Source organism: Paenibacillus sp. FSL H8-0261, assembly GCF_045040645.1.
Taxonomy (GTDB): domain Bacteria; phylum Bacillota; class Bacilli; order Paenibacillales; family Paenibacillaceae; genus Paenibacillus_AQ.
The window spans coordinates 4,442,501-4,465,954 of record NZ_CP150297.1 but is presented as its reverse complement, the minus strand read 5'-3'; the positions used below and the strand labels follow the sequence as shown (position 1 = coordinate 4,465,954).

The following is a 23,454-nucleotide window of genomic DNA, read 5'->3' as shown; positions in this document are numbered from 1 at the left end:
TAATATTCAGATTGTAGTCCCCTACAACACAAGTTTAGAGGAGGAGAAAAAATGACTTGGGCTAAGAATAGGTTTTATTGGATGTTTTTTTTATCTTTTTTGGTAGCGTTTACAGTCGGTTATGTCCGGCATGCCGAAGCAGCAGGAACTAGTACAGTCTATCCGTTTCCGGCAAGTCTCGCTTCAAACAGCGATTTTCAGGTGTGGGTCGAAAACACTTCATCACCCGTATGGACTGCACCGGGAATGGCCGCTACCCCCAAAGCAGTTACCAGCTTCGCATTCACGGGTACGGTGACTGTTAAGGTACAGTACAAGTCCAATTTCACATCAGCTAATATTATGCCTTCCCAATACGGAATAACGTATACTAAACCGGCGGCCAACCAGCTTCAGTTCACGTTAAACGATTATAAAAAAAGCAAAATTATTATTCAGATCGACAACGATCCGAATAAAGAGCTTTTCTTGTTCGGGGATCCGCCTGTAGCGACGCCTCCTGCCGGTGCAACCGTCTATCAAGCAGGGGCGCATTATCCCGCTAATAATGAACTCACGATGCAGGACAATCAGACGATTTTCCTCATGCCGGGAGCTGTTCTGCATGCCAGAATTGATACCGCTAACAATTCCAACCTAAAAATTCTGGGCCCAGGAATTGTTGTTGCCTATGATACAGGTGTGAATCCGAATGAATCAGAGTTTGAAAACAACATGGTATTCTATAAATCCAACAATGTCGAGTTGCGGGATTTCATCCTGGTACGAAATTTTAACGACAATCTGATCCATCAACTGGTTGTACGCAATACGGACAATGTGTCCATAGACAATGTTAAAGTTATTAGCGATGCTAGATGCTCTGACGGTTTATCGCTTGGTGGAAATAATGGGGTAGATGTTAAGAATTTCTTCAGTGTATCCGGTGATAATAATCTTGTCATTGGCTGGTGGGGCAAAACCGATAATGTAACGATCGATAATTACATTGCTTATTTCCCCGAACATGCCGGCATTGCTCAAACTTCAGCCATCTTCGCTCAGGGAATTGAGGGAACTAAGCCGGGCGAGGATACCAGCTCGATTGGAACTGTTCGCATTACTAACTTCTATGCCATAAAGCAAACAAATGTACTGGGAAGCATATGGGGTAAAATTCAGGACAATATCGATAATTTTACGATCGAAAATCTCTATACCGAGCCGGGTTCGACTAGGGACAACTTGCTGTATTTTGACCTGAATGTATCCTCCAATAAAAATTTCAACCTGAAGAATGTATACTTTGATAAAACCACTGGAGGCTATCTTAGTGATAAATATTATGTAAGATTTGACAACGTATATTATAAAGGCAATTTGGTCGCCAATACTTCCGCTGCTAATGTTACAGGCTCTGGGAAAGTTCAAGTGTTGAATGGGACATCCGGGAAGCACTATGAATTTGAAAATGGTCAATTGAATGGGCCAATTGCCGCCAATAAGAATTATGCATCCTTTGGAAAAGCTGTGGCCGTTATGAACAGTGTAGGGAGTTTCGCGGAAGTTACAATAGATGTGCCTGTAGCCGGAGACTATATACTGGATATTGCCTATGCGAACGGATCGGGGGCGGATGCCGCCCAAAGCGTCTATGTAAATGGAATTTACAAGTTCCAGGCATCATTCCCCAAGACAAATGCTGGATGGGACCAGTCTGCCTCCTCATGGAAGAAAGTATCTGGCGTCGGAACGGTAAACCTGCAAGCGGGGACCAACAAAATTAAAATCCAAAAGGATTCCAATGACCTCTACACAGCAGACCTTGACTATCTTGAGGTAACTTTAAAGCCTATCCATGTGGAAATGGAAACCGGAACCGTTGAACCGTTGGTGGAGGCGCCCTGATTGTAAACAAGTACTATGCCTCCGGATTGAAGGCTGTAGGGGTTATGGATGCTGTAGGAAGCTATATCAATCTCACCGTAACCGTTCCGAGTGTATTTGTTTTACCAGGCTCAATTGGTTCCATTTGAGTATAAATGTTTTCATGTATTCCCTCCGATTTTAATATGGAAATATTACTAAGCCCAGCCAGAAGTTGTAATGAGGTAAGTTAATATTTAACGTTAGTTTATCATGAAAATTGTCGGCCATATACGAGTGCCAAAATTTGTGAAAAGGTAATTGAAAGATATGATCGAAACAGTAAAAAACCACGAAGTACAGTTTCACTGTATCTCGTGGTTTTTTAAGATTTAGGTATTCGATGCTTTTATTACATCATTACTTCAACAACCATAACGCCGGGGAATTGGCAGGCTCCCAACTGGTTAGCGATGTATGGGCTTGACGACATTCATACACAGCACCATTATAGGTTACCAACGCACCGACTGTGTAAGAGGTATTAGGTGCCCAAGCTGGGGTTGTAGACGCTGTCGCGGTTGTTCCATTGATGGTGCTGGCCACTGATTGATTGTCTGCGGCGTCGATGGCATATACACTGAACGTATATGTTGTGCCTGCACTAAGACCTGTTACTGTATAATCCGTTGTGGAGCCAAGTACAGTGGTGATTAATGCCGTTCCTCTATAAATACGGTAGCCTGTAACACCAACATTATCCGTTGACGGAGTCCACATTAACTGAATGCTGGATGATGTTGGGGTCCCCATAACATGTAAGCCGCCGGGGGCTGTCGGTGCTTGCGTGTCATTACCGACGGGTGCATCGGTAGTAACACTGACGGAATTGCTTCCATTTGAGACATTGCCAGCAGCGTCTCTTGCCTTGACACTAAAGGTATAGGCAGTATTCGCGGTTAATCCCGAAACGGTGTAATTTAATGTTGTGCCGGATACGGCAGCGACCAAATTAGATCCGTTAAATACTTGGTACTCTGTCACACCGGTATTGTCCGTGGATGCGGTCCAGGCTAAGGAAACGCTGCTGGATGTTTTTGCAGTTGACGTCAAAGCTGCTGGCGCGGAAGGCGCTTGGGTATCTACAGGGTTGCTGCCGCTAAAGTTGACATCAATGACATTATAGAAGGCGTTCGGAGTATCTGCGACTTCCCACACAGCCAAGATGACGTGATATCCACTACGTTCTGGAACGTTACAAGTGTCTGAGTAAGAGAAGGGTGGCTGAACACCTCCATAGTTCACCGAACAGAAAGGAGTAAGGTCGAATGAATCCCGAGTAAGAGCGGAGTTAGGATTCCAGTTGGGCTTTGTAATATAGTATTTCCAGCTTGCCGTCGAATGAGCGGCAGTCAGTTTCCAAGTGAATGTATTTTGTCCAGCAGATATGTTGACTTTAGACCAGCGCGTTGCCGATTGTTCATCAAGCTTAGGAAAAGCTCCGTTAGCACTTGCAATCTTCCCGTCTGCTGGCCCTGCAGCAGGGAACCCCTTAGGAGCTTCTAGACTTTGGGGCTCATAAACAATCGGGCCACAATCTGTATTTTGTCCGGATTTACAGAGTGCTGCCCGGCTAGCAGGTCCTTCAACATAGCCGTGAGAAAAGGACCTTTCCGGGAATAACATTACAACCAATGAAATTATCAACATGATACTCCCATAAGCTAGAAACTTTACCGAAGGTGAATGAGAAATGCGAATAAATGACATTTTATTCCTCCTTTTTTGAAATATGCACTGCGAACGAATGATGCATTCAGACCCGAACGTCTTGTCTCAATTACAACTCCTTTCTTTGTTGAACGTATTTATATAAACTCACAAAGAGCTCATATATCGACATGAAAGGTAAGAGAAAAATGTGCGCAGGGCTAAATTCATTGAATGATAACATTTGTTATAACACCATAGTGATTATATTCAAATAAATGGTAATTGTCTACCATAATTAGGATAAAATGAGAAAAAAATAAGCTGTTTTTAGTATGAAATGACTTCCTCGGAACCTGATCTACATTCCCCCTATCTTTCCATATAATTCTTGAAATTTGAAAGATTCATTTTAAATTATGATCAAACGATTAATATACCATTTTCTTAATTTATCTCTTTCTTTATGTTGTTTTCTTCTTTTTTTGTGATGAAAAATGAAAACTACTGTATGTAAAATAAAGAGGGAAACTATATATTATTCAGAAAATTACAATAACAACGCTTTCAAAGGTTGCTATTTTTGGTTTTATTTACTATTATTAGTTGGAATTACTAACAAAGGATGTAAGTGATTGAAATTAGTGTGGGATTAACTGTCTGGAGAACAGTTCAATTCATAGAATTATAAGCTTTAGATAAATAAAAAGGAGTGAGGAGATGCAATACTTTTTTTATTTGTTAACCTTCATTTTTATTGGGTTTCAAACTCTTTACACAGTCATCCCTTTATTTTTCAGTAAAGTTAAGAAGTTGAATAACGATTGTGATGAAAAATCGATTTCCGTTTTAGTTCCTGCTTATAACGAGGAGCTCACTATTAAGAATTGCATAGATGCAATGGAGGGCCTAAATTACTGTAATTATGAAGTCATCATTATTAATGATGGTTCAAAGGATAAGACGTTTCAAAAATTAAATGAGCTTTTGGATTTATCGATAAGTGATAGAGAAGCAGAGGGTAAGCTTTCATACGCTGCTATTAAAGGAATTTATTTTTCGGAGAAATATGAAAAAATAATTGTAATTGATAAATTCAACGGAGGAAAGGCAGATTCTCTTAACGCCGGCATCGATTGTGCGAATTCTGATATTGTTATCACGCTGGATGCAGATAGCATGCTGGAAATAAACTCTCTTAAATATGTAAATCAATATTTTCAAGATGATAAGATCATCGCCTTAGGTGGCACGGTAAAGATCGTACAGGGCGCTGAGAAAAGGAACGGAGTTATCCAAGATAAATTTACTGGTAAAGGTATTATAAAAAGCCAAGTTATCAGCTACATCCATGGATTTTATGTTAGAAAACTAACACAATCGGTTTTTAATTCAATTGTCGTTATTTCAGGCGCATTTGGTGCTTTTTATAAGAGTATATTGGTGGACGTTAACGGGTTTAGAAGTACTGTAGGCGAAGATATTGATATTACCTTAAAAATTCACGAGTTCATTAAAGCGAATAACTTGAATAAGAAGCTCGTCTACGCGCCAGAAGCCGTATGCTACACGGAATGCCCAGAAAACTTAAGTAACTTTTATAAACAAAGAATACGCTGGCAAAAAGCTTTTGTAGATTGCATATTAATCTATTGGTCTAAATTATCGCGAAAGTTTAGCGTTGGCGTCAGTCTCTTTTTTGCTATTGATGGTTTTGTTCTAGGTACATTAACAGCATTTACAAGCGTTTTTTATCTTATACAATCGCTCTTTCTAGGTACAAATTTATTTAAGGCTTTTATTCTCTTGTTGTCTGTTATTGTCATTAATGCACTGCAAATCGGGATTTCTCTCTATTTATGCAAAAAATATGGCAGCAATTATTCAGTTAAAGATTATTTTAGGATGTTTTTGTTTAGCCAAGTTGAATTACTAACCTATCGAAATCTGCTGCTTTATATGAATATCGTAGGCACATTTAAATACTTTGATAATGACGAGGGCTGGGGATTCGTTGAGAGAAAAGGTGTTTCAAGTATCAGCTAGTCTCCTATTGTAACTATCAGCAAACTATTCATCGGGAGGTATTTATGAATCATATATTGAAAGATAAACGAATTATATTTATAGATGTATTAAGAATAATATCCATCATAGCTGTCATCATTCTGCACTACACTGCAGACTTGCTTACAAGGACAAATGATTTCAATACAACCTCTTGGTGGATTAGCAACTTTTTTAATTCGATATCCAGATTTGCTGTACCAGTGTTTTTTATGATAAGTGGTGCGATGATCCTTAGAGTGGAAGTGAAATCATATCGGCAGTTTTATATTAAAAAAGTAATTCCTTTAATCATTTCCTTAGTTAGCTGGTCACTCATTTATGCCGTTTACACCCAATATTTCATTCAAAAAAGCAGCATGGGCGTTTATGATTTTTTCATTCATTTTTCGTACGGTTTAATTTTTGATAAGAATTATATACATTTATGGTTTCTATATGCAATTATTGCGATCTATATAACAGTTCCATTAATTAGTAAGCTGGTAAAAGTGTGCAGTGAAAAAGATTTAAGATATTATCTGTTAATATGGTTTTTGGTTAGTGTGGTTTATAAATTCATCTCCGACCTCGTATTCAGATTGACCTCCGAATATATTAATATTCCCATAACCAACATCCCCTTGTTCATGGGTTATCTAGGATATTTTATCCTTGGATATTATCTCTTCAACTATACGATATCCATCAAAGCTAAAAATCTTTTCTTTAACTTAGGCATTATATCCTTTTTTGTAACGCCATTAGCGACCTACTTTTCTTCCTTATATAGTGGTGTGTTAGATGAAATGTTCTATGGCAACTATTCACTCTCAACATTTTTTATGGCTATTGGAACGTTTATCTATTTTAAAGAAAAAGAAACTGCCATTAGCGAGAAGTTGAATTACAAAGTCAAAAAAATAATCAGCTCCATTTCCAAGGCTAGCTTTAGTATCTACTTAATTCATTTGTTAGTTGAAATATTGGTATCCAGAAGAGCAGAAATACAAGCTACTCTACTCCAATCCATATTTAACCTTACTTTTAATGTCATTATTATATTCTTATTTAGCTATGTCACGGTTAAAGTTTTAAATCTAAATAAATATATTACACATGTATTATTTGGGGGAAGAAGTTAACATGATGAAAATAAGTATATATACAAAAATCTTCATAGCTATATTAGCTATAGGCATGGGAATTTATTATTACACTCTCAATGATTCAGACAAAAAAATAACCTCCGTGTACATACCGTTATGGAAAGACTTTAAAGATCTTAATCTAAAAGACAAAAACATTGATATCGCTATTCTCGCCTTTGCCAAAATTGATAAAACCAATGTATATTTTGATCTAGACCCTGCTAAAAATGAGATCATTAAAGAAAATATAAAGAAGCTGCAAGCAAATAATAAAAAAACGAGTTTCATACTTGGTGTTGGTGGGTATAAAGCGGACGGATTCTCCGATGCTTCATTGGATGAAAACCGGTACTCCTTTACTGAGAGTATGATCGCAATGGTTAAGGAGTTAGATTTAGATGGGATTGATATAGACTGGGAATATCCAGCCTTTGATTCCTGGAATACAACTAAAGCCAGACCGGAAGATACCAAGAACTTTACTAGTCTTATGAAGGAACTTAATGAAAAACTGGATAGACTGCCGCGTAAAAATAAAAATTACTATTTAACCTTTGCTGCTGGAAATGAAGATTGGTTCTTCAAAAACGTTGAGGTTAAAAAAGTAGAAAAATATGTGGATTTCATTAATGTCATGAGCTATGACTTGACTGGAGCTTGGTCAGATACAACAGGGTATAATTCGAATTTATTTATAGATAAGTATAAGAAGAGCAAAACCAGCGTGGATCGTATTATTCGGTTATATTTAGATCGTGATGTTGATCCGAGCAAGCTTCTCCTAGGTATTCCAGCTTATTCATACGGATGGGATAATGTTAAAAGTGATGTGAATAATGACGCCTCATTTTTACTGGGTAAACCTATCAATATCGACAAAGTAGATTTAAGCTACAAGACGATAAAAGAAAAATATATGAGCCAAGATCGATTTAAACGATACTTTGACGATACAGCGAAGACGGCTTATTTGTATGATGGTGATACTTTTATTACGTATGAAGATAAAGAAGCCTTGCAGGCAAAAGTTAAATATATCAAAGATAAAAAACTGGCTGGTGTCATGGTGTGGGAGTATTCTCAAGACTCCGAAGACGGCATAGTAAAGTATTTATCTGATAATCTGAACAAGTAGCTACTGTTAAATAGAAGATTATATGGACAATAATGTGTTAAGGCATTAGGGATGCAGCCCACTATCAGTAGCACAGGTCAAGTCAAAATATGCACAGAATTTAATATATTAAAAGAGAATAGGTGCTGCTCCCGCAAACAATCCTCCTTTAAACTAGAAACGTACTTAACAAAAACTGCTAGAGGAGGATTCAAATGCGCAAAAAGGTTATCGGGAGAATTTGCAGTACAGTTATGGTTTGCAGTCTGCTTGCAGCAGGCAACGGAACGACCTACGCCAGTGGCGCCAATAACTCTGATGCTCCTACAAACAATTCAGTCAAGAACGTGATCCTGTTTATTACGGATGGGATGAGCTTATCCGATGTGAACTTGGCCAGATGGTATCAGGGCGGACAGGTGCTTGCGATGGATAAGTATTTTAGCGGGCTGGTCAGAACCTATTCTACGGATTCACTTACCACAGATTCCGCTGCGGGAGCTACGGCTTATGCCACAGGCCATAAGGTTAAGAGTGAGACGGTCTCCATACTGCCCGACCGAATCACGATGCCGTTCGTGGACGCAGTTAAGCCAGAGGACGTGAACAAACCTCTGCTTACGATTATGGATGCAGCGAGAATGGCAGGGAAAAGTACAGGAACGGTATTTACTTGTGAATTAACGGATGCGACGCCGGCTACATTTTTAAGTCATGCCTACACGCGTGACAATGCGCAGTCTATTGCAGAACAGATGGTCTACAGTGGCGTAGATGTTCTTCTCGGGGGTGGCTCCGGGTATTTGGTACCCGGCAAAGAAGACATTAACCGTAAGGACGGAGAAGATTTAACCAAAATCCTGAAATCAAATGGGTATGAATACGTAACGGATAAAGCAGGTTTAATGAATTCTAAAACGAATAAAATCTGGGGGCTGTTCAACCCCGAAGCACTGGATGCTGATTTTGATCTGAACCCGCAAAAGCAACCGAGCCTTGCTGAAATGACCAAAGTAGCGATAGAGAAATTGTCACAGAACGAGAAAGGTTTTATTCTGATGGTCGAAGCAAGTCAGATAGACTGGTATGGTCATGATAACGATCCGGTGGGAATTATGAGTGAGACATTAGCATTTGATAAAGCTTTCAAAGCCGCTGTTGATTTTGCAGAAAAAGACGGAAATACAGCAGTCTTGTCCGTTTCGGATCATGCTACTGGCGGGCTCAATATGACGAACTATGATTCCACCAAAGACCTAGTCTCCGTGTTGAAGAAAGCGAAGCACACCAGTTATTACATTGAAGGCAGTATTAATGAGCACAATTTCAAAAAGGTCCTTGCGGATAATTATGGACTTAGTGATTTAACCAAAGAAGAAGCGGATCAAGTCAGATTAGGAATGAAAGATAACCTTTCGCCGGTCATCGGTAAAATCTTGGGGAATAAGATAGGCGTAACCTTCTCTACGGATGATCACACATCGGAAGAGGTTGGATTGTTCGCCTACCATCCGGCTAATTATAAACCGACCGATTTCGTGAACAGCGGTGTAATCCAGAATACGGATGTGAATAAGTATATTCAAGAAGTGACCGGACTAAATCTGGCGCAACTTCAGGATACACTGTACGTATCCAGTGATAAATTCAAGGCCAAAGGAGCTACGATCACCCTAGACAAGACCGATAAGACTAATCCGGTGGTTGTAGTGAAAAAAGCAGGCCAAGTTCTCAAGCTGCCTATAGATAAAAACATCGCCATTCTGGATGGCAAAACAACGAAACTCAATGTACTGACAGTAATGATTAAAGATAAAGTGTGGGTTTCACAGGATGCATTAGACTTGATTCTCTGATTATTACAGTTCAAGGTATGATTGTTCGACTAAAAGTTAAAGCGCTTAAACCCAAAAACCCCTTATAAAAAAGGGGTTTTTGGATTGGAAAAAGAAATTTCGACTTGTATTGAGAAGAGGGAAGCGAAGCTTTTATCGTTTTGTTGCAGGCTTTGTTCCATAGGTCATCAAGCGCCAAAGCTTTTCTAAAGGTCCCATGGAAAAGAACTTGAACCAGATGGTACTAAAAATGATTTGAATTATATAAATCAGAACAGCGATGTAGAGAATATCTTTGGGTGAAACGACTTCGAGACCTATCGTTGAAATGATTGCCGTCCCTATAATGCTTTGAGCTACATAATTTGTAAATGCCATTTGACCCACCCGTGATATGGGTGTCAGGAATTTCACCATTTGTTTGTTTTCTAATAGTAGAAATAATGTTGTTAAGTAAAACAAAGTGGTTGGAAGTGATCCTAAGCCCGTAACTGAATCTACATTGCTGCTCCCGCTTTGAGAAGCGTTCCAAATCCATAATGAGAAACCAACGAACAAAAGAAATGATGCCATTTGAATCCATCTAATTGGTTTTGATAATTCTTGTATATGTGTCAGCCAACCTGACTTTGCAGTTAAAAAACCGGCTAAAAACATAATAAAGATTTGCATAGCGTCATTAGAAAAAATATCAAGGATAGATGAGACTGCCCCTTGAGAGGGTAAAAATATTTTTACCATCAAGGAAATGATGTAAATGGATGTCATACCCATAAACCACTTTTTAAGTGTAGAAACCGTTGTGTGATAAAAAGGGATCAGAAACAATCCGATAATGGCGTATACGGGTAGAATGGTTCCCCAAAAGATAAACACATGAATGATTCCCAGCAGCAAGAGGATCAGTAAACGTCTAGCCATACGCCATCTAGGTTTATCTCCCCGGCTTTCGGCTCTTGAGGCGAAAATGTATAGACCTACTCCGAATAGGAATGAAAAAATAGAAAAGAACTTTTTTTGTACGAAGATGATTATCAAAGTATGGATGATTCCATTAATGCCACTATAGTCTGGTAAGGGATTACCTTCCATAATAACTTTAAAGGCTCCAACATTTATCAGCAGAATGCCAAAAAGAGCAAGTCCGCGAATGATGTCGAGTGAAATGATTCTTTCTTTTTGTGAAATCGAGGGATTCATTAATAGTTCTCCTTTGAAAATAGTTTCATTTGCTTAGAAGTCAGTATAAGTTGAGAACCTTACAATAAATTGATGCCAACATTACAGGAACCTTAAATATGATAAAATGTTCCAACTCCAGTTGAATTAGAATCAGTTTTATGGTTAATATAAATACTAAATAATTATGGGGTGTGAACTAGAAATGTCAGCATATACTCAACCAATCTTTGTGGCAGCGATCTTTTTTGTTGTTTTAGCGTTTGCCTTATTTATCCCGTGGCTCATTTATACATATAGAAAATACAATTATCTACCATTTTCTACCACATTGATTTCATTTTCGTTTATCTTTTACTTTCTAGCAGCGTTATTTTTAGTATTGTTGCCGTTGCCAGAGATACGCAATACTTGTTCGCTACAAAAACCGGGCACACAACATTATTCACTTATGCCATTTCAATTTATAGTGAGCACCTTTGGGAATAGTGGGATCGTGTTATCACAGCCTGCAACTTATCGACTGTTATTTAGCCAACCCTCATTCTATCAAGCGTTTTTTAATTTCTTGCTATTATTACCTTTTGGTGTTTATTTGCGATACTTTTTTCAAGACAAGAAACACTGGAAGAAAGCTCTAGGCTTCACATTCCTATTAACATTATTTTATGAGATAACACAGGTCACCGGCATTTACGGGATTTATAATTGCCCTTATCGCATTTTTGATGTGGATGATTTATTGTTGAATACATCTGGCGGGGTATTGGGTTTCTTTATTGCTCCAGCCGTGTTGGCGCTATTCCCATCAAAAAAGAAAATTAATGAGAAAGCAGAAAGATTATTGGCTCTTGATGAAGTAAGAGGGATGTCTGTGTTGCTGGCAGTTATTATTGATATTTTTATCAGCAACATGGTAGTTCAAGTTATGTTGAGTATGACCAACGTTAATTTGGTTAGTGAATTTATTGCAAGTACAATTACGCTTTTTATAACCTTTTTTATTATTCCATGGATTTGGAATGGATCGACAATTGGAACGAAAATTATGCGCTATCGTTATGACAGTAAAGTAAGTCGAGTGGAAACTAACAAACGATTATTTAAACGTTTTGGTGCGATTTACGCGATGTACTTCATAACAGTCATTGCGAATACTTTGAATAACGTGGAAATATCAATGGATTCTCCATTTTATAAGGCATCTATATTCTTAACGCTAGGTGCTGGATTGACCTCTATCATTTTAACGATCGTGTTGTTCATTCATATTATATTAGTCGTGTTTGGCAAACAAAAACGCCGCTTTTACTTTGATGAAGCTTCTGATTTATATACAACGAGAAAAAAATGAATTCTTTTCAATCGTAAAGGGGTACTCCGTAGTCTTAAATGGCTACTGGGTACCCCTTTTTTTGGATTTAAGCTTATTGTAAGGTTGGCATGAATTTGCTGTAAGGTTCACAGCCTATAGTATAAGTATCAGCAAATTATGAGGTGAAATGAATGGAACCATTATTAAAAGTAGAGAACATAAAAAAAGTATACGGGAAGTTAAGTGCTGCTTACACAGCCTTAGAAAACGTGTCTTTTGACATTCATGAAGGTGAGTTTGTAGGGATTATGGGACCTTCCGGAGCGGGAAAATCAACCTTGCTAAATTTGTTAGCAACTATTGATTCCCCAACTGAAGGGAAGATTTATATGAAGAACAAGAGTATTCATGATATGAAGGAAGCAGCCTTGTCAGACTTCAGACGTGAACATCTCGGCTTCATCTTCCAAGATTACAATTTACTCGATTCCTTGACTGTAAAGGAGAACATATTGCTTCCTCTGGCGATTGCTAAAATTCCAGCGAAGAAAATCAATCACCTCGTGACTCAGATTTCTAAAGTATTTGGGATTGAAGATCTACTGGCAAAATATCCTTACCAAATCTCTGGTGGTCAAAAGCAAAGAACCGCTGCGGCTAGAGCGCTCGTGACAGAGCCTGCACTGATTTTGGCTGATGAACCAACAGGTGCGCTTGACTCTAAATCAGCAACAGATTTATTGGAAAGCTTAAGCACTTTAAATGAAAATAACAACTCGACCATTATGATGGTGACTCATGATGCCTTTGCCGCAAGCTTCTGCCGCCGGATCATTTTCATCAAGGATGGTTCATTTTCAACAGAAATATTTCGTCGTGATCAGACACGCAAAGCCTTCTTCCAAGAAATCTTAGATGTTCATGCGGCCATTGGGGGTGAGGTAGATGACGTTATTTAGTCTAGCAAGAAAAAATATAGCCAGAAACTTTTCACAATATTTTTTATATATTGCATCGATGGTGTTTAGTATCATCATTTACTTTACATTTGTGACCTTAAAATATAGCGATACGATAGCAGAACAGACGGCTTCATCCCAAAAACTTGGTTCACTAATGAGTGGGGCGGCAGTCATTCTCATCTTTTTCGTGTTCATATTTATTGCTTATTCCAATTCATTTTTTATGAAAAAGCGTAAAAAAGAAGTCGCATTGTATGCGTTGCTAGGGGTACGTAATCGTCAAATAGGTTTTATGCTCTTTTTCGAAAATTTATTGTTAGGATTATTCTCTTTAGTAATAGGAATTGTACTTGGGTTCCTATGTTCAAAAGGATTTATGACGATTTTAATTCATTTAATGGGTTATGACGTTGTAGCACCCTTTACATTTTCAGCGGCGGCAGCGATGAACACGGCTATCGTATTTCTAGTTATATTCTTAGTAACATCGTTTCAAGGCTATCACTTGATCTATCAATTTAAGCTGATTGATTTATTTCATGCTTCCAAAAAGGGAGAAGTGGCGCCTAAACCATCTATGATAGTAGCCTTTCTTGGAGTGTTACTCATTGTCTTGGGCTATTGGCTTGCAATGCAGGACCTTTTCACTTCTAAGGTATGGGAAAAAATTGGATTCCCCTTGACTGTATTAATTATTTTAACAACGGTTATTTTGGGTACATTTTTATTGTTCCACAGTGTGACTGGCTTTGTGTTAGCAATGATTAAGAAAAATGAAAGGTGGCTTTGGAAAGGCCTTCATGTCATTACTATTTCGCAGCTGCTCTATCGTATTCGTGGGAACGCACGTACATTAACTGTGATTGCCGTGTTGAGTGCTACGACAGTAACTGCCGGTGGAGCGGTCTATGGCCTTTATTACAATACGAATGACTCGGCGAAAACGATTAATCCGAATACCTTTATGTATCAATCGATAGATGCAGAAATGGATAAACAAGTGAGTGCTGTACTATCAGATACAAAATACGATGAAAATATTGAAGCACTATCCATTACGTTTCATACGAAAGAATTAAACTCGTCATCAACATTCGATAGCTCTGATAAAAGAGGATATACAGTTATCGATGAAAAAACATACAACCAATTAGCAAGTTTACAACATAAAGAAAAATTAGATGTAAAGGACGGCTACGCGGTTATTTTAGATATCGGATATGACAAAAGGTTCTCACCTATATATACAGGAAAAACTATAACAACAGGAAACGGCCATCCTCTCACATTCCAAAGCTTTAAAACGCAAAGCGTATTGAATGTAGGTACAGCAGGTATAACCGTGGTAGTCTCGGAGGACCAGTATAAAGTGTTGCAAAATGATGGGGAAGTGCTGCACTATCGTGTTCTTGGGGTAGATGATGCTTCTGTAGATTTATCTAAAAAAATTGCAAACCAATTACCTGAAGAAGCGCTATTTTCAAGTGGTCCACAAGATTACCAAACAAGTTTGGAAGGTGTGGGTTCTCTGCTGTTTATAGGAAGTTTCCTTGGTCTAGTATTTCTGGCTGCTACAGGCAGTATCATTTATTTTAAGGTTTTAACAGAGGCAGAAGAGGATAAATCACAGTACAATATGCTGCATAAAATGGGTGTCAGTGCAAAAGAAATGCGAAAATCAATTGCGTCACAGGTATTCGTTATCTTTGTTGTACCGCTTGTAGTAGGGTTATTGCATAGTGTAGTGGCTTTAAAAGCATTCTCTAGTCTACTGATGATAGATTTAGCAAAACCTGTGTTGCTCTGGATGATTGCTTATACCGTAATTTACGGGTTGTATTATTTCTCAACCGTAGCTTCTTACAATCGTATTATCACACTAAATAATAGAACAGAAGGATGATTGAGATGAAAAAATTTCTAATTACTATGGGTATTTTGTTTGTTATTGGAGTTGTAGGGGTCTTTGCTATAGCCAAGATTGATTTCAATCGCTTCAATGCCGAAAATTACTACTTACAAATCACTGAGGATGGGGAACCCCATGAATATAAACTGAGCGATGGTTCGGTCATGACCTCTTATTCTTATACACTAGAGGCTACAAATGCCAAAGGTACTACAATTCCACTGGAATTTAATGCACAAAAAAATCTTCGTAAAGGCGCCTACTTGAAAATGTATGTAAAAAAAGGTGATCAAGTCTCCTCATACGATGAAGTGAAATTAGAGGATATTCCGCTAAAGGCACTAAAAAACTAATAAATTGAAGAAGGGCTGTCTCCAATAAAGTAAGTGGAGAACAGCCCTTTTCTCTGCCTAATGAGTAAGTAAGTCATCTGTATTATAAAAGTATAGTAATGGTGGTACCGGTATTTTCATCGCTCGTCAAATCGAGGTTCCCCTCATGAGCCCAAATAATGTCTCTTGCGATGGCCATACCTAACCCAGTTCCATGCTTACTCGTTGTGTTTGTACCCCGATAGTAGCGTTCGAAAACCTGTTCCAGATCTTTAGCTGGAATACCCTGGCCATTATCAGAAATTGTAATTTGGGTATGCGGACTAATGGTTTCCACTCGAATCTTCACCACAACATTTTCATCGTTATGCACCAGCGCGTTGTAGATAAAGTTAAGGATCGCTCGTTTTAGTAATTTTTTATCTACTTTATGTACGGCTTTAACCACATTTGCCTCAAACTCTATCTGCCGTTCACCAAAGGTCGGGTCATTTAAAAGTTCAATCGTCATTTCTCGTAGAAACTGAACGAGATTCACCTCTTCAAATTGCAGGGATAGCTGGTGATTACGCAAACGTGTCGTTAAATTGAGGTCATCTAACAGATCTTTCATATACATCGATTTACTCTTGATAATTGACGTGTATTCCTGTAATTCTTGGGCTGTTAAATCTGTGGCACTGTCGTTAATAAATTCTGCATAACCTTGAATAGAAGCAAGTGGTGTCTTCATGTCATGTGAAACATTGCTAATCCATTCCTCACGCATTTGATCGAGACGTTTACGTTCCTCTTCATGTCGATCGAGCTTTTCAGATAGTTCATTCATATTACGAAAAACATCTTCATAAACACCTTTGGGAGTAGGCATTTTCTTAAAACGTCGTTCCCTGAGCTGTTGAATACCCTCTATTAATGTATGAAGGGGTGCAGTTAACTTTTTCCCAAATAGAAATCCAATGAGGATTACAATAAGCACATCAACGATTAAAAAAATGAAAAGAAAAACATTAACATCTTTGAAAATTTTAGCGTAGTCATAGGTCATTACGTACCGGCCTATTTTTGGATTATTAATCCCTAAAAAGTAACTGAAATTTTGGGCTTCGCTGACAAAAACCGTCGTGCGTGCATCTAATTCTTTATATTTATACATTTGTACAATTTCAATAGGAGAATACTCTGTTTTCAATTCTTCAGGGGTATAAAAGGCAGCTGCTTGCTCCCCTTGGTCATTCAAGAATTGTACCCAGGCGCTCATTTCTTGTAGTTTTTTGAGACCTTCTTCATTCACAACAGGTTTGCCAGCCTGTAATTCTACGTATTGTGAAAAGGTCCGGCTAAAGGTTTCTGCAGATGCTTCTTCAGTGCCAAAGTTATTATTATTTACCTTTATAACGAATAAGGAAAGGAACAAAATCGCGTTTACAATACCAACGATCACAACAATAGTCATAACCGATCTTAAAAAGCGGAGTGTCAATTTCCATTTCAACTAGTCTCACTCCTTGGTATTTAATTTATAACCTAACCCTTTAACCGTCAAAATAAAGGAAGGATTTGAAGGGTCGGCCTCAATTTTTTCGCGTAAGCGCCGAATATGTACCATCACTGTATTATCGGAACCAAAAAAATCTTCACCCCATACCTGTTCAAACAAGGTTTCTTTGCTTATGATCTGATTAGGATGATGCATGAAACAGCTCATTAAACCTACTTCTTTGGCGGTAAGTACAAGGGGTTCGCCATTCTTTTTTAATTCTGTCTCATTTGCACTAAGCTCAAAGGGGCCAACTTGCAAACTTTTCGGAGCCTTTTTTTCCTCTGTAAAGCCAGCTCTTCTCAGTTGTGCCTTTACCCGATAAGCGACTTCTTTTGGACTGAATGGTTTAGTGATATAATCATCGCCACCTATCGCCAGTCCTAACAGCTTATTAATTTCCTCATCCTTTGCAGACATAAATAAGATCGGTGCATTTGATGTTTCCCGAATTTTTCTGCATAAGTCATATCCTTCACCATCTGGTAGCATAATATCTAGCAAGATAAGTTCAGGATTATACTCCTGAAACTTGTCCCATCCCTCTGCAACTGTCCCGGCAGTTACAACGTCTGCAATACCTTCTTTATGTAAAACTGCCTTCATCAGACGAGCTAAATCATCTTCATCGTCTATGATTAATACCCATTTATGACTTGCCATTTGTTTCCCTCCAAATCCGTCTTTATGTACATTATTACATTATAAAGGACTCTTTATTTCTTGCGCAAAAAAATCGCAAAAGAAAGGCTTGCATGAAGATGGGTATTACTTAGACGAACATAGCAAAGCAATATTCGGTGATTTATTAAAATTCATTCTAGATATAGCCAAATCAGGTAAGGAGGAGAAATTGTTACGCCCCCTGCCTTCCATGGCATTGATCTGCACTGTATATGGCCCTTTGAAGATGTTCGCTAAAATGATGGAGGAAGGTGAGTTACTGTATTCGCTTGAGCTCGAAGAAGAACTTGCAGACAGCTTTTGGAATGCCATTAGATGGCTTGATTGCAGCCCTGGGCGTTGATTACAGCATATTCCTGATGATGCGGTATAACGAGCTTGAAGGGGATGTTGGATCAAGAATTGAGTGGCATCACGTTATATGGTTGGTGTAGTATTGTCTGCTGCCTTTATTCTAGGAGGCACCTGCGCCGCGTTGATTCCTTCGGGCGTAATGACACTTATACAGGTAGCATTCGTATTAATCATTGCACTATTATTACTAAGTGTAGCGGCCATGCCGGTGTTCTTAACTGCATTAAAGCAGCTTGCTAGCAAATTAAATAGTTCAAGCAACGGTGCTACATCAAAGAATGTAGTTGACAAATCGAGTCATATTTAGACGGCAGTAAAATTTAAAAATACATGCGTTATACGTATGCTGAGAACAATAGAAAGAATCTTCGGGGACCTTTGTGGTCCCTTGTTTCACCATATCAGAAAGTATATAATTATCGACTATACCTTACAACTTTATTACGCTATAATCAACGTAAAGTCACCAGATGACCTAAGAGTAGGATGATTTTAATAGATTAATTAATATTAGCTTTTGATATGCCAAAACGTATTTTGTTATTGAAATAGGTTGTTTATATTGTTTATGATATTATTAAAGGTGTTAATTAAATCTAGAGTAGGTAGATTATGAGTCTAAATGACAACGTATTAATTAAAATTCGTGAGATGCGAGAGAGTTTTACACCAGTTGAACGATTGGTCGGAGATTACATTTTAGAAAATACGGAAGAGATCCCTCATTTGTCGATTAAGGAATTGGCTCAATCGAGTAAGACAAGCGATGCATCTGTCCTTCGTTTCTGTAAGACGATGGGTTACAGCGGATACCGCAATTTTATTGTGAGTATATCGGCATCTTTGGGTTCTCGTGATGAGGATTCAAAGGCTCAATATACAGATATTCAGCCAGGTGATGATCTCTCGACAATTATATCAAATATTTCATTGAATAATTGCAAGTCCATTGAGGATACGCTTAGTGTTATTGATCGAAAAGAAATTACAAGAGCTGTAGAATTACTATGTCATAGTAAGCGAATTGTTTTCTTTGGAATAGGTGCTTCGGGACTCGTTTGTATGGACGGGGAACAGAAGTTCTCGCGAATTAATAAGATGTGTCATGCCTATACAGATGGTCATAGTCAGCTCACGGCAGCAACTTTACTTGAGAAAGATGATGTTGCCATTTTCATTTCTAACTCTGGAGCAACTAGTGATATTATTGATGCACTGGAAATTGCCCAAAAGAATAGAGCAAAATGTATTGCGATTACGAAGTACAATAAAAGTGAGCTTGCGGAGCGGGCGGATATTGTACTGAGCATATCCACACCTGAAATAACAATCCGCAGTGGGGCTATGGGCTCGCGTATTGCGATGCTTACGATCATCGACATATTATTTGCTGGTGTCGCAAGTGCAGAATATGAAGAAGTAAAAACCTACTTAACAAAAACGCATAATATATTAAAGAAAAAACTTAGAAATTAGGTTCTGATAGAATGAATGTGGAGGAAAGCATTGATCATGGATCAATGCTTTCTTTTTTTGTATTTCATTCACTTATTCGTGTACTAAAATGTACTACTTATCAATCCATGTCAGATTATCTACATGATGAATACGTTGATCTAATGAATATAATAAGTAGTTTAATTCAATAATTAATAGCTTGGCACACAATTATGAGGAAGAAAATGAATGGAATCGAAGACGAAACATCATCCGCTTGAACACGGATGATGTAACTTTATGTTTCGTTTGGAGCGACAATCAGCAAATAATACATTTTTTTAAATCGATTTAACCTTAGAGCCATAGCGATCAAAGCAATTAGTAAAAATTTAAATTGCATCTTGTAAGCGCTTTATAAATGTGGTATAACATAGTGTGTAAGGAATGAAATAAAACATCAGAATTTATTTTCTTTATGAAATTATATTTCAAAATCTATTGACGAAGCGATGGTGTTGTATTAGTATAAGAACATAATAATTGTAAGTTAATCTAACGCGTTTTGTTAATTGCATGACAGATTAAGGCTGGAAAGAAGGAGGATGGCTATGAATGACTACCTTGCGGGATTGACAACAGAGGCTGTGAATCCAGACACATTAATGATTGATGAATGTACTACGGAAGAAATGATCCAGTTAATGAATCAACAAGATGCACTGGTCCCCAGAGCTATAGCTGAGGAGATTCCGCAGATTGCAAAGGCGGTAGATATTCTACATCATAGGTTGTCTAATGGTGGAAGAATGTTTTACATAGGAGCTGGCTCATCAGGAAGATTAGGTGTTCTGGATGCTTCCGAATGTCCTCCTACCTTTGGTACAGATCCTTCCTTGGTGCAGGGCTATATTGCTGGTGGTGATATTGCTTTGCGTACTGCGGTTGAAGGCTGTGAAGACGATATGGATGAAGGGATCGCATTAATCGAAAGCATTGGTGTAACAAACAAAGATGTACTTATTGGGATTTCGGCAAGCGGTAGTGCAAACTACGTTATTGCAGCTTTAGCGAAAGCAAAGGAACTTGGAGCAGCCACTATCGGTGTTTGTAACAACAGAGGCTCAAAGTTCGAACCCATTGTAGATGTTTGTATAACACCTGTTGTAGGACCTGAGGTCATTAGCGGTTCGACTCGATTAAAGGCAGGAACTGCTCAGAAGTTGGTGCTTAATATGCTGACAACATGCACAATGGTCAAGTTAGGAAAAACGTACAACAACTTGATGGTTGATCTGAAGGCTAGTAATTTTAAGCTCGTAGATCGCTCGATTCGTATCATCATGAACACGACTGGTGTAGATACATCAACCGCCGCAGAAACACTTGAAAAAGCATCTATGAACTGTAAGCTGGCAATTATGATGATTAAATCGGGGTTAGATGCAAAAGAAGCAGAACAAGTACTTAACGCAAACGGAGGACGCTTGAAACAGGCAATCGCATCATTGGTTTAGGTGTGAAAAGTGGAATAACAGGATGGATGCTATTAATAATTGAGGAGGCTGTTTTCGATGAAAAAAAGATCACGTGGATTAACTCTGTTTTTGTCAGGAATCATGATGGTATCACTATTATCGGCTTGCGGAGGAAACGGAAATAACGCTCCAGCTTCTACAGATTCCGGTAACACAGGAACTAGTAACGGTGGTTCTGAGCCTAAAAAGGATACGATTACAGCACTTTTACCTCCGATATCAGCGAACTATCAAACACGTTTTGCTGATATGGAAAAAGAATTTAATACACTACATCCTAACTTGACTTTGAAAATCGAGCCAGCGAGCTGGGAAGATATGACGCAAAAACTTGATACTCAAGTAAATGCAGGTTCTCCTCCAGATATTGCTTTTATCGGTGCTTCAGGAATTTCGAAATATGCAGCACTTAATGTACTAATCGACCTTAACGGTGCCCTTTCTGATGAAGCCAAGGCAGATTATGACGAAGTTCCATTGAAATATTTCCAACTAGGTGACGCTCAATACGGCCTACCAGCGTATATGGAAATCCACACTATCGGTGGTAACAAACAATTCCTTGAAGAAGCCGGAATTGATTGGAAAAGCATTCAACAAAACGGTTGGACTTATGAAGAGTTCCGTAATGCAATTTCTAAAGGCGTAGTGAAAAATGATAAAGGTGAAACTACTCGTTATGGTTTCGTGTTCGCAACATCTGGTGTAGCATCTAAAGACTATCTAGCTATTCTTGCTAAAACTGCAGGTTTACCAGATTACTTCGATAAAGATCTTAAATATACGTATACAAGCAAAAACTTCTTGGGTCTACTTACATCTATTCGCGAAATGATCAACGATGGTTCTATGCCTAAAGAGCTAAGCTCTATCGATGCTGGTAAACGGTGGAACATGTTCCTAACGGGTCAAACGATGATCACAGGTAAAGGTTTATCTGCATTTGAAAACTCTGCTCGTCTAAACAATGAGAAGATTAAAGCGAACGATGGTTCAGCTGTTGCAGATTCTATTGAAGTTGATTATATTTCACTTCCAGTCCCAACATTCAACGGTGCCGATTATGTCCCTACTTCAATCGTTGATGGTTATATCGCACTTCGTGGTAAAAAAGCTCCATCTGAAGAGCACATCAAAAATATTGCCCTAGCAACGAATTTCTTGTCTTCTGGTTCAATTGCTGCTAACTACAGTAATGAGCTGTTCTTATCACCAATTACTGAATCTGCACGTAATGCAGAAGTACTTGAAAAATTCCCTCGTAACGAAGATAACGTTGCTGCAGGTAAAGCTATGATGGCAAAAGCGCTTCCGGCTCGTACAGATATTCCTACTGATCTGGCTGCTGAAGCATTAAAAATTGAAACAGAAGTTATTATTCCTAAACTACAAGCCTTACTTGCAAATGAGATTGCTCCACAAGAAATGTATGATGCAGTTAAAGCTGCTGCAATTAAATCTTTCGGTAAAGATGGTATTGTAGTTGACTAGTCTGTCGTAGGCTGACATGTGAAAGCTGTGCGTAGCTAGAACGTACAGCTTTCCTTCTAAATTAGCTAGAGCTTGTACTGTTTTTAGAAGAGAGGTGCGACCCAATGAATCAAACGTTGACTAAAAGAAAAAAATTGAAACTCGAAAGTGACTCAGGTTGGGGATACGCGTTTATCGCAGTAGCACTTATTGCGTTTTCTTTATTTACCGCATATCCAGTCATCAATGCTTTTATTATCAGCTTACAAAAATATGGTCCATTAGGATCCACTTTTGTCGGCATGGATAACTTCGTTAACTCGTTTTCAGATGAACTTTTCTGGAAAGCACTGAAAAACACGTTAGTATATACGCTATTAACTGTTCCGTTTAATATTCTTCTATCATTTTTAATTTCAATTTTGATTATTCCTTTCAAGAAAAAAACACAAACGATCTTTAAAGCACTATATTACTTGCCAGCCGTAGCATCTGGTGTAGCGCTTTCTGTTGTGTGGCTGTGGATCTTCGATCCGTTAAAATCAGGTATTGCCAATAAGCTCGTGAGTTTTTTAGGTATTGAAAATCAAAACTGGCTTGGTTCCAGTGCAACTGCAATGTTCTCACTTGTGTTAATGTCATGGTTATCAAGTCATGGTACAGCAATTATTATTTATATAGCCGCATTACTCGCTATTGATAACAGCTATTATGAAGCAGCTGAAATTGACGGCGCGTCTTTCCTGCAAAAGCTTTGGTTTATCGTTGTCCCTTTCCTTAAGCCAACAACGCTATTCCTACTTGTTACTGGTGTTATTGGTTCCTTCCAAGTATTCCAAAACGCTTATCTTATGACAGGCGGTGGACCAGACCATGCAACAACAATGGTAGGTTTGTTAATCTTTAACAATGCGTTCACATATTTTGAGTTTGGTGAGGCAGCGGCACAATCATTAGTTCTAGCAGCGATTATCGGATTTATATCTTTCCTTCAATTCAAGTTTATAGGTAAAGATGTAGAATACTAGGAAAA

The 23,454-nt window shown here is 38.3% G+C and carries 18 protein-coding genes and 1 pseudogene; 15 read left to right on the top strand and 4 right to left on the bottom strand.

Annotated features, from left to right (window positions below):
* Nucleotides 1-51: 51 nt before the first annotated feature.
* Nucleotides 52-1,887, top strand: a complete 1,836-nt coding sequence (locus MHI27_RS19910; RefSeq protein ID WP_405174536.1) for a hypothetical protein — start codon at nt 52-54, stop codon at nt 1,885-1,887.
* Nucleotides 1,888-2,265: 378 nt separating this feature from the next.
* On the opposite strand, the gene MHI27_RS19905 is transcribed toward MHI27_RS19910, so the two are convergent.
* Nucleotides 2,266-3,615: a lytic polysaccharide monooxygenase gene (locus tag MHI27_RS19905; RefSeq protein ID WP_405174535.1), complete on the bottom strand. Its 1,350-nt coding sequence runs from the start codon at nt 3,613-3,615 to the stop codon at nt 2,266-2,268.
* A gap of 660 nt (nt 3,616-4,275) precedes the next feature.
* Between MHI27_RS19905 and MHI27_RS19900 the strand changes: the two genes are divergently transcribed.
* From MHI27_RS19900 to MHI27_RS19885, 4 genes are all read left to right on the top strand, one after another.
* Complete coding sequence (locus tag MHI27_RS19900; RefSeq protein ID WP_405174534.1) at nt 4,276-5,601, top strand: glycosyltransferase; 1,326 nt, start codon at nt 4,276-4,278, stop codon at nt 5,599-5,601.
* Nucleotides 5,602-5,645: 44 nt separating this feature from the next.
* Nucleotides 5,646-6,746, top strand: coding sequence for an acyltransferase (locus MHI27_RS19895; RefSeq protein WP_405174533.1), 1,101 nt, complete (start codon nt 5,646-5,648; stop codon nt 6,744-6,746).
* Between the two features lie 4 nt (nt 6,747-6,750).
* A complete protein-coding gene (locus MHI27_RS19890; RefSeq protein WP_405176770.1) occupies nt 6,751-7,887 on the top strand; it encodes a glycoside hydrolase family 18 protein in 1,137 nt (378 codons plus the stop codon).
* 194 nt (nt 7,888-8,081) lie between these two features.
* The gene (locus MHI27_RS19885; RefSeq protein WP_405174532.1) at nt 8,082-9,722 is read left to right on the top strand and encodes an alkaline phosphatase; all 1,641 of its coding nucleotides are present in this window, start codon (nt 8,082-8,084) and stop codon (nt 9,720-9,722) included.
* Nucleotides 9,723-9,854: 132 nt separating this feature from the next.
* On the opposite strand, the gene MHI27_RS19880 is transcribed toward MHI27_RS19885, so the two are convergent.
* Nucleotides 9,855-10,901 carry a DUF418 domain-containing protein gene (locus MHI27_RS19880; RefSeq protein WP_405174531.1) on the bottom strand — a complete coding sequence of 349 codons (1,047 nt, stop codon included), beginning with the start codon at nt 10,899-10,901 and terminating at the stop codon, nt 9,855-9,857.
* A gap of 184 nt (nt 10,902-11,085) precedes the next feature.
* Between MHI27_RS19880 and MHI27_RS19875 the strand changes: the two genes are divergently transcribed.
* The 4 genes from MHI27_RS19875 to MHI27_RS19860 all read left to right on the top strand — a co-directional run bounded on the left by MHI27_RS19875 (nt 11,086) and on the right by MHI27_RS19860 (nt 15,419).
* Nucleotides 11,086-12,234 carry a VanZ family protein gene (locus MHI27_RS19875; protein WP_405174530.1) on the top strand — a complete coding sequence of 383 codons (1,149 nt, stop codon included), beginning with the start codon at nt 11,086-11,088 and terminating at the stop codon, nt 12,232-12,234.
* Nucleotides 12,235-12,386: 152 nt separating this feature from the next.
* A complete protein-coding gene (locus tag MHI27_RS19870; RefSeq protein WP_042189627.1) occupies nt 12,387-13,154 on the top strand; it encodes an ABC transporter ATP-binding protein in 768 nt (255 codons plus the stop codon).
* On the top strand, nt 13,141-15,060 hold the full coding sequence (locus MHI27_RS19865; protein ID WP_405174529.1) for an FtsX-like permease family protein: 1,920 nt from the start codon (nt 13,141-13,143) through the stop codon (nt 15,058-15,060). Before MHI27_RS19870 ends, MHI27_RS19865 begins: the two co-directional genes overlap by 14 nt.
* 5 nt (nt 15,061-15,065) lie before the next feature.
* Complete coding sequence (locus MHI27_RS19860) at nt 15,066-15,419, top strand: YxeA family protein (RefSeq protein ID WP_076285453.1); 354 nt, start codon at nt 15,066-15,068, stop codon at nt 15,417-15,419.
* A gap of 82 nt (nt 15,420-15,501) precedes the next feature.
* Here MHI27_RS19860 and MHI27_RS19855 read toward each other — a convergent pair whose 3' ends face one another.
* Together MHI27_RS19855 and MHI27_RS19850 are read right to left on the bottom strand one after the other, a co-directional pair.
* Nucleotides 15,502-16,893 (bottom strand): sensor histidine kinase KdpD, encoded by a 1,392-nt coding sequence (locus MHI27_RS19855; protein WP_076299297.1) that lies wholly within the window; start codon nt 16,891-16,893, stop codon nt 15,502-15,504.
* Nucleotides 16,894-16,899: 6 nt separating this feature from the next.
* Entirely contained in the window at nt 16,900-17,601 is a 702-nt protein-coding gene (locus tag MHI27_RS19850; RefSeq protein WP_076299296.1) for a response regulator transcription factor, read from the bottom strand.
* Between the two features lie 88 nt (nt 17,602-17,689).
* Here MHI27_RS19850 and MHI27_RS19845 point away from each other — a divergent pair, with 88 nt between their 5' ends.
* The 6 genes and pseudogenes from MHI27_RS19845 (at nt 17,690) to MHI27_RS19820 (ending at nt 23,449) form a co-directional block, all read left to right on the top strand.
* Nucleotides 17,690-17,965, top strand: coding sequence for a hypothetical protein (locus tag MHI27_RS19845; protein WP_405174528.1), 276 nt, complete (start codon nt 17,690-17,692; stop codon nt 17,963-17,965).
* Nucleotides 17,943-18,283 (top strand): annotated as a pseudogene (locus tag MHI27_RS19840) (MMPL family transporter); the annotation flags it as partial. The gene MHI27_RS19845 and the pseudogene MHI27_RS19840, both read left to right, overlap by 23 nt.
* A gap of 305 nt (nt 18,284-18,588) precedes the next feature.
* Nucleotides 18,589-19,452: a MurR/RpiR family transcriptional regulator gene (locus tag MHI27_RS19835; RefSeq protein WP_060622962.1), complete on the top strand. Its 864-nt coding sequence runs from the start codon at nt 18,589-18,591 to the stop codon at nt 19,450-19,452.
* A gap of 572 nt (nt 19,453-20,024) precedes the next feature.
* Entirely contained in the window at nt 20,025-20,930 is a 906-nt protein-coding gene (gene murQ / locus MHI27_RS19830; protein WP_036688725.1) for an N-acetylmuramic acid 6-phosphate etherase, read from the top strand.
* Between the two features lie 57 nt (nt 20,931-20,987).
* Nucleotides 20,988-22,442, top strand: a complete 1,455-nt coding sequence (locus MHI27_RS19825; protein ID WP_036688723.1) for an ABC transporter substrate-binding protein — start codon at nt 20,988-20,990, stop codon at nt 22,440-22,442.
* Between the two features lie 104 nt (nt 22,443-22,546).
* Nucleotides 22,547-23,449, top strand: coding sequence for a carbohydrate ABC transporter permease (locus tag MHI27_RS19820; RefSeq protein WP_060622964.1), 903 nt, complete (start codon nt 22,547-22,549; stop codon nt 23,447-23,449).
* Nucleotides 23,450-23,454: the final 5 nt, after the last annotated feature.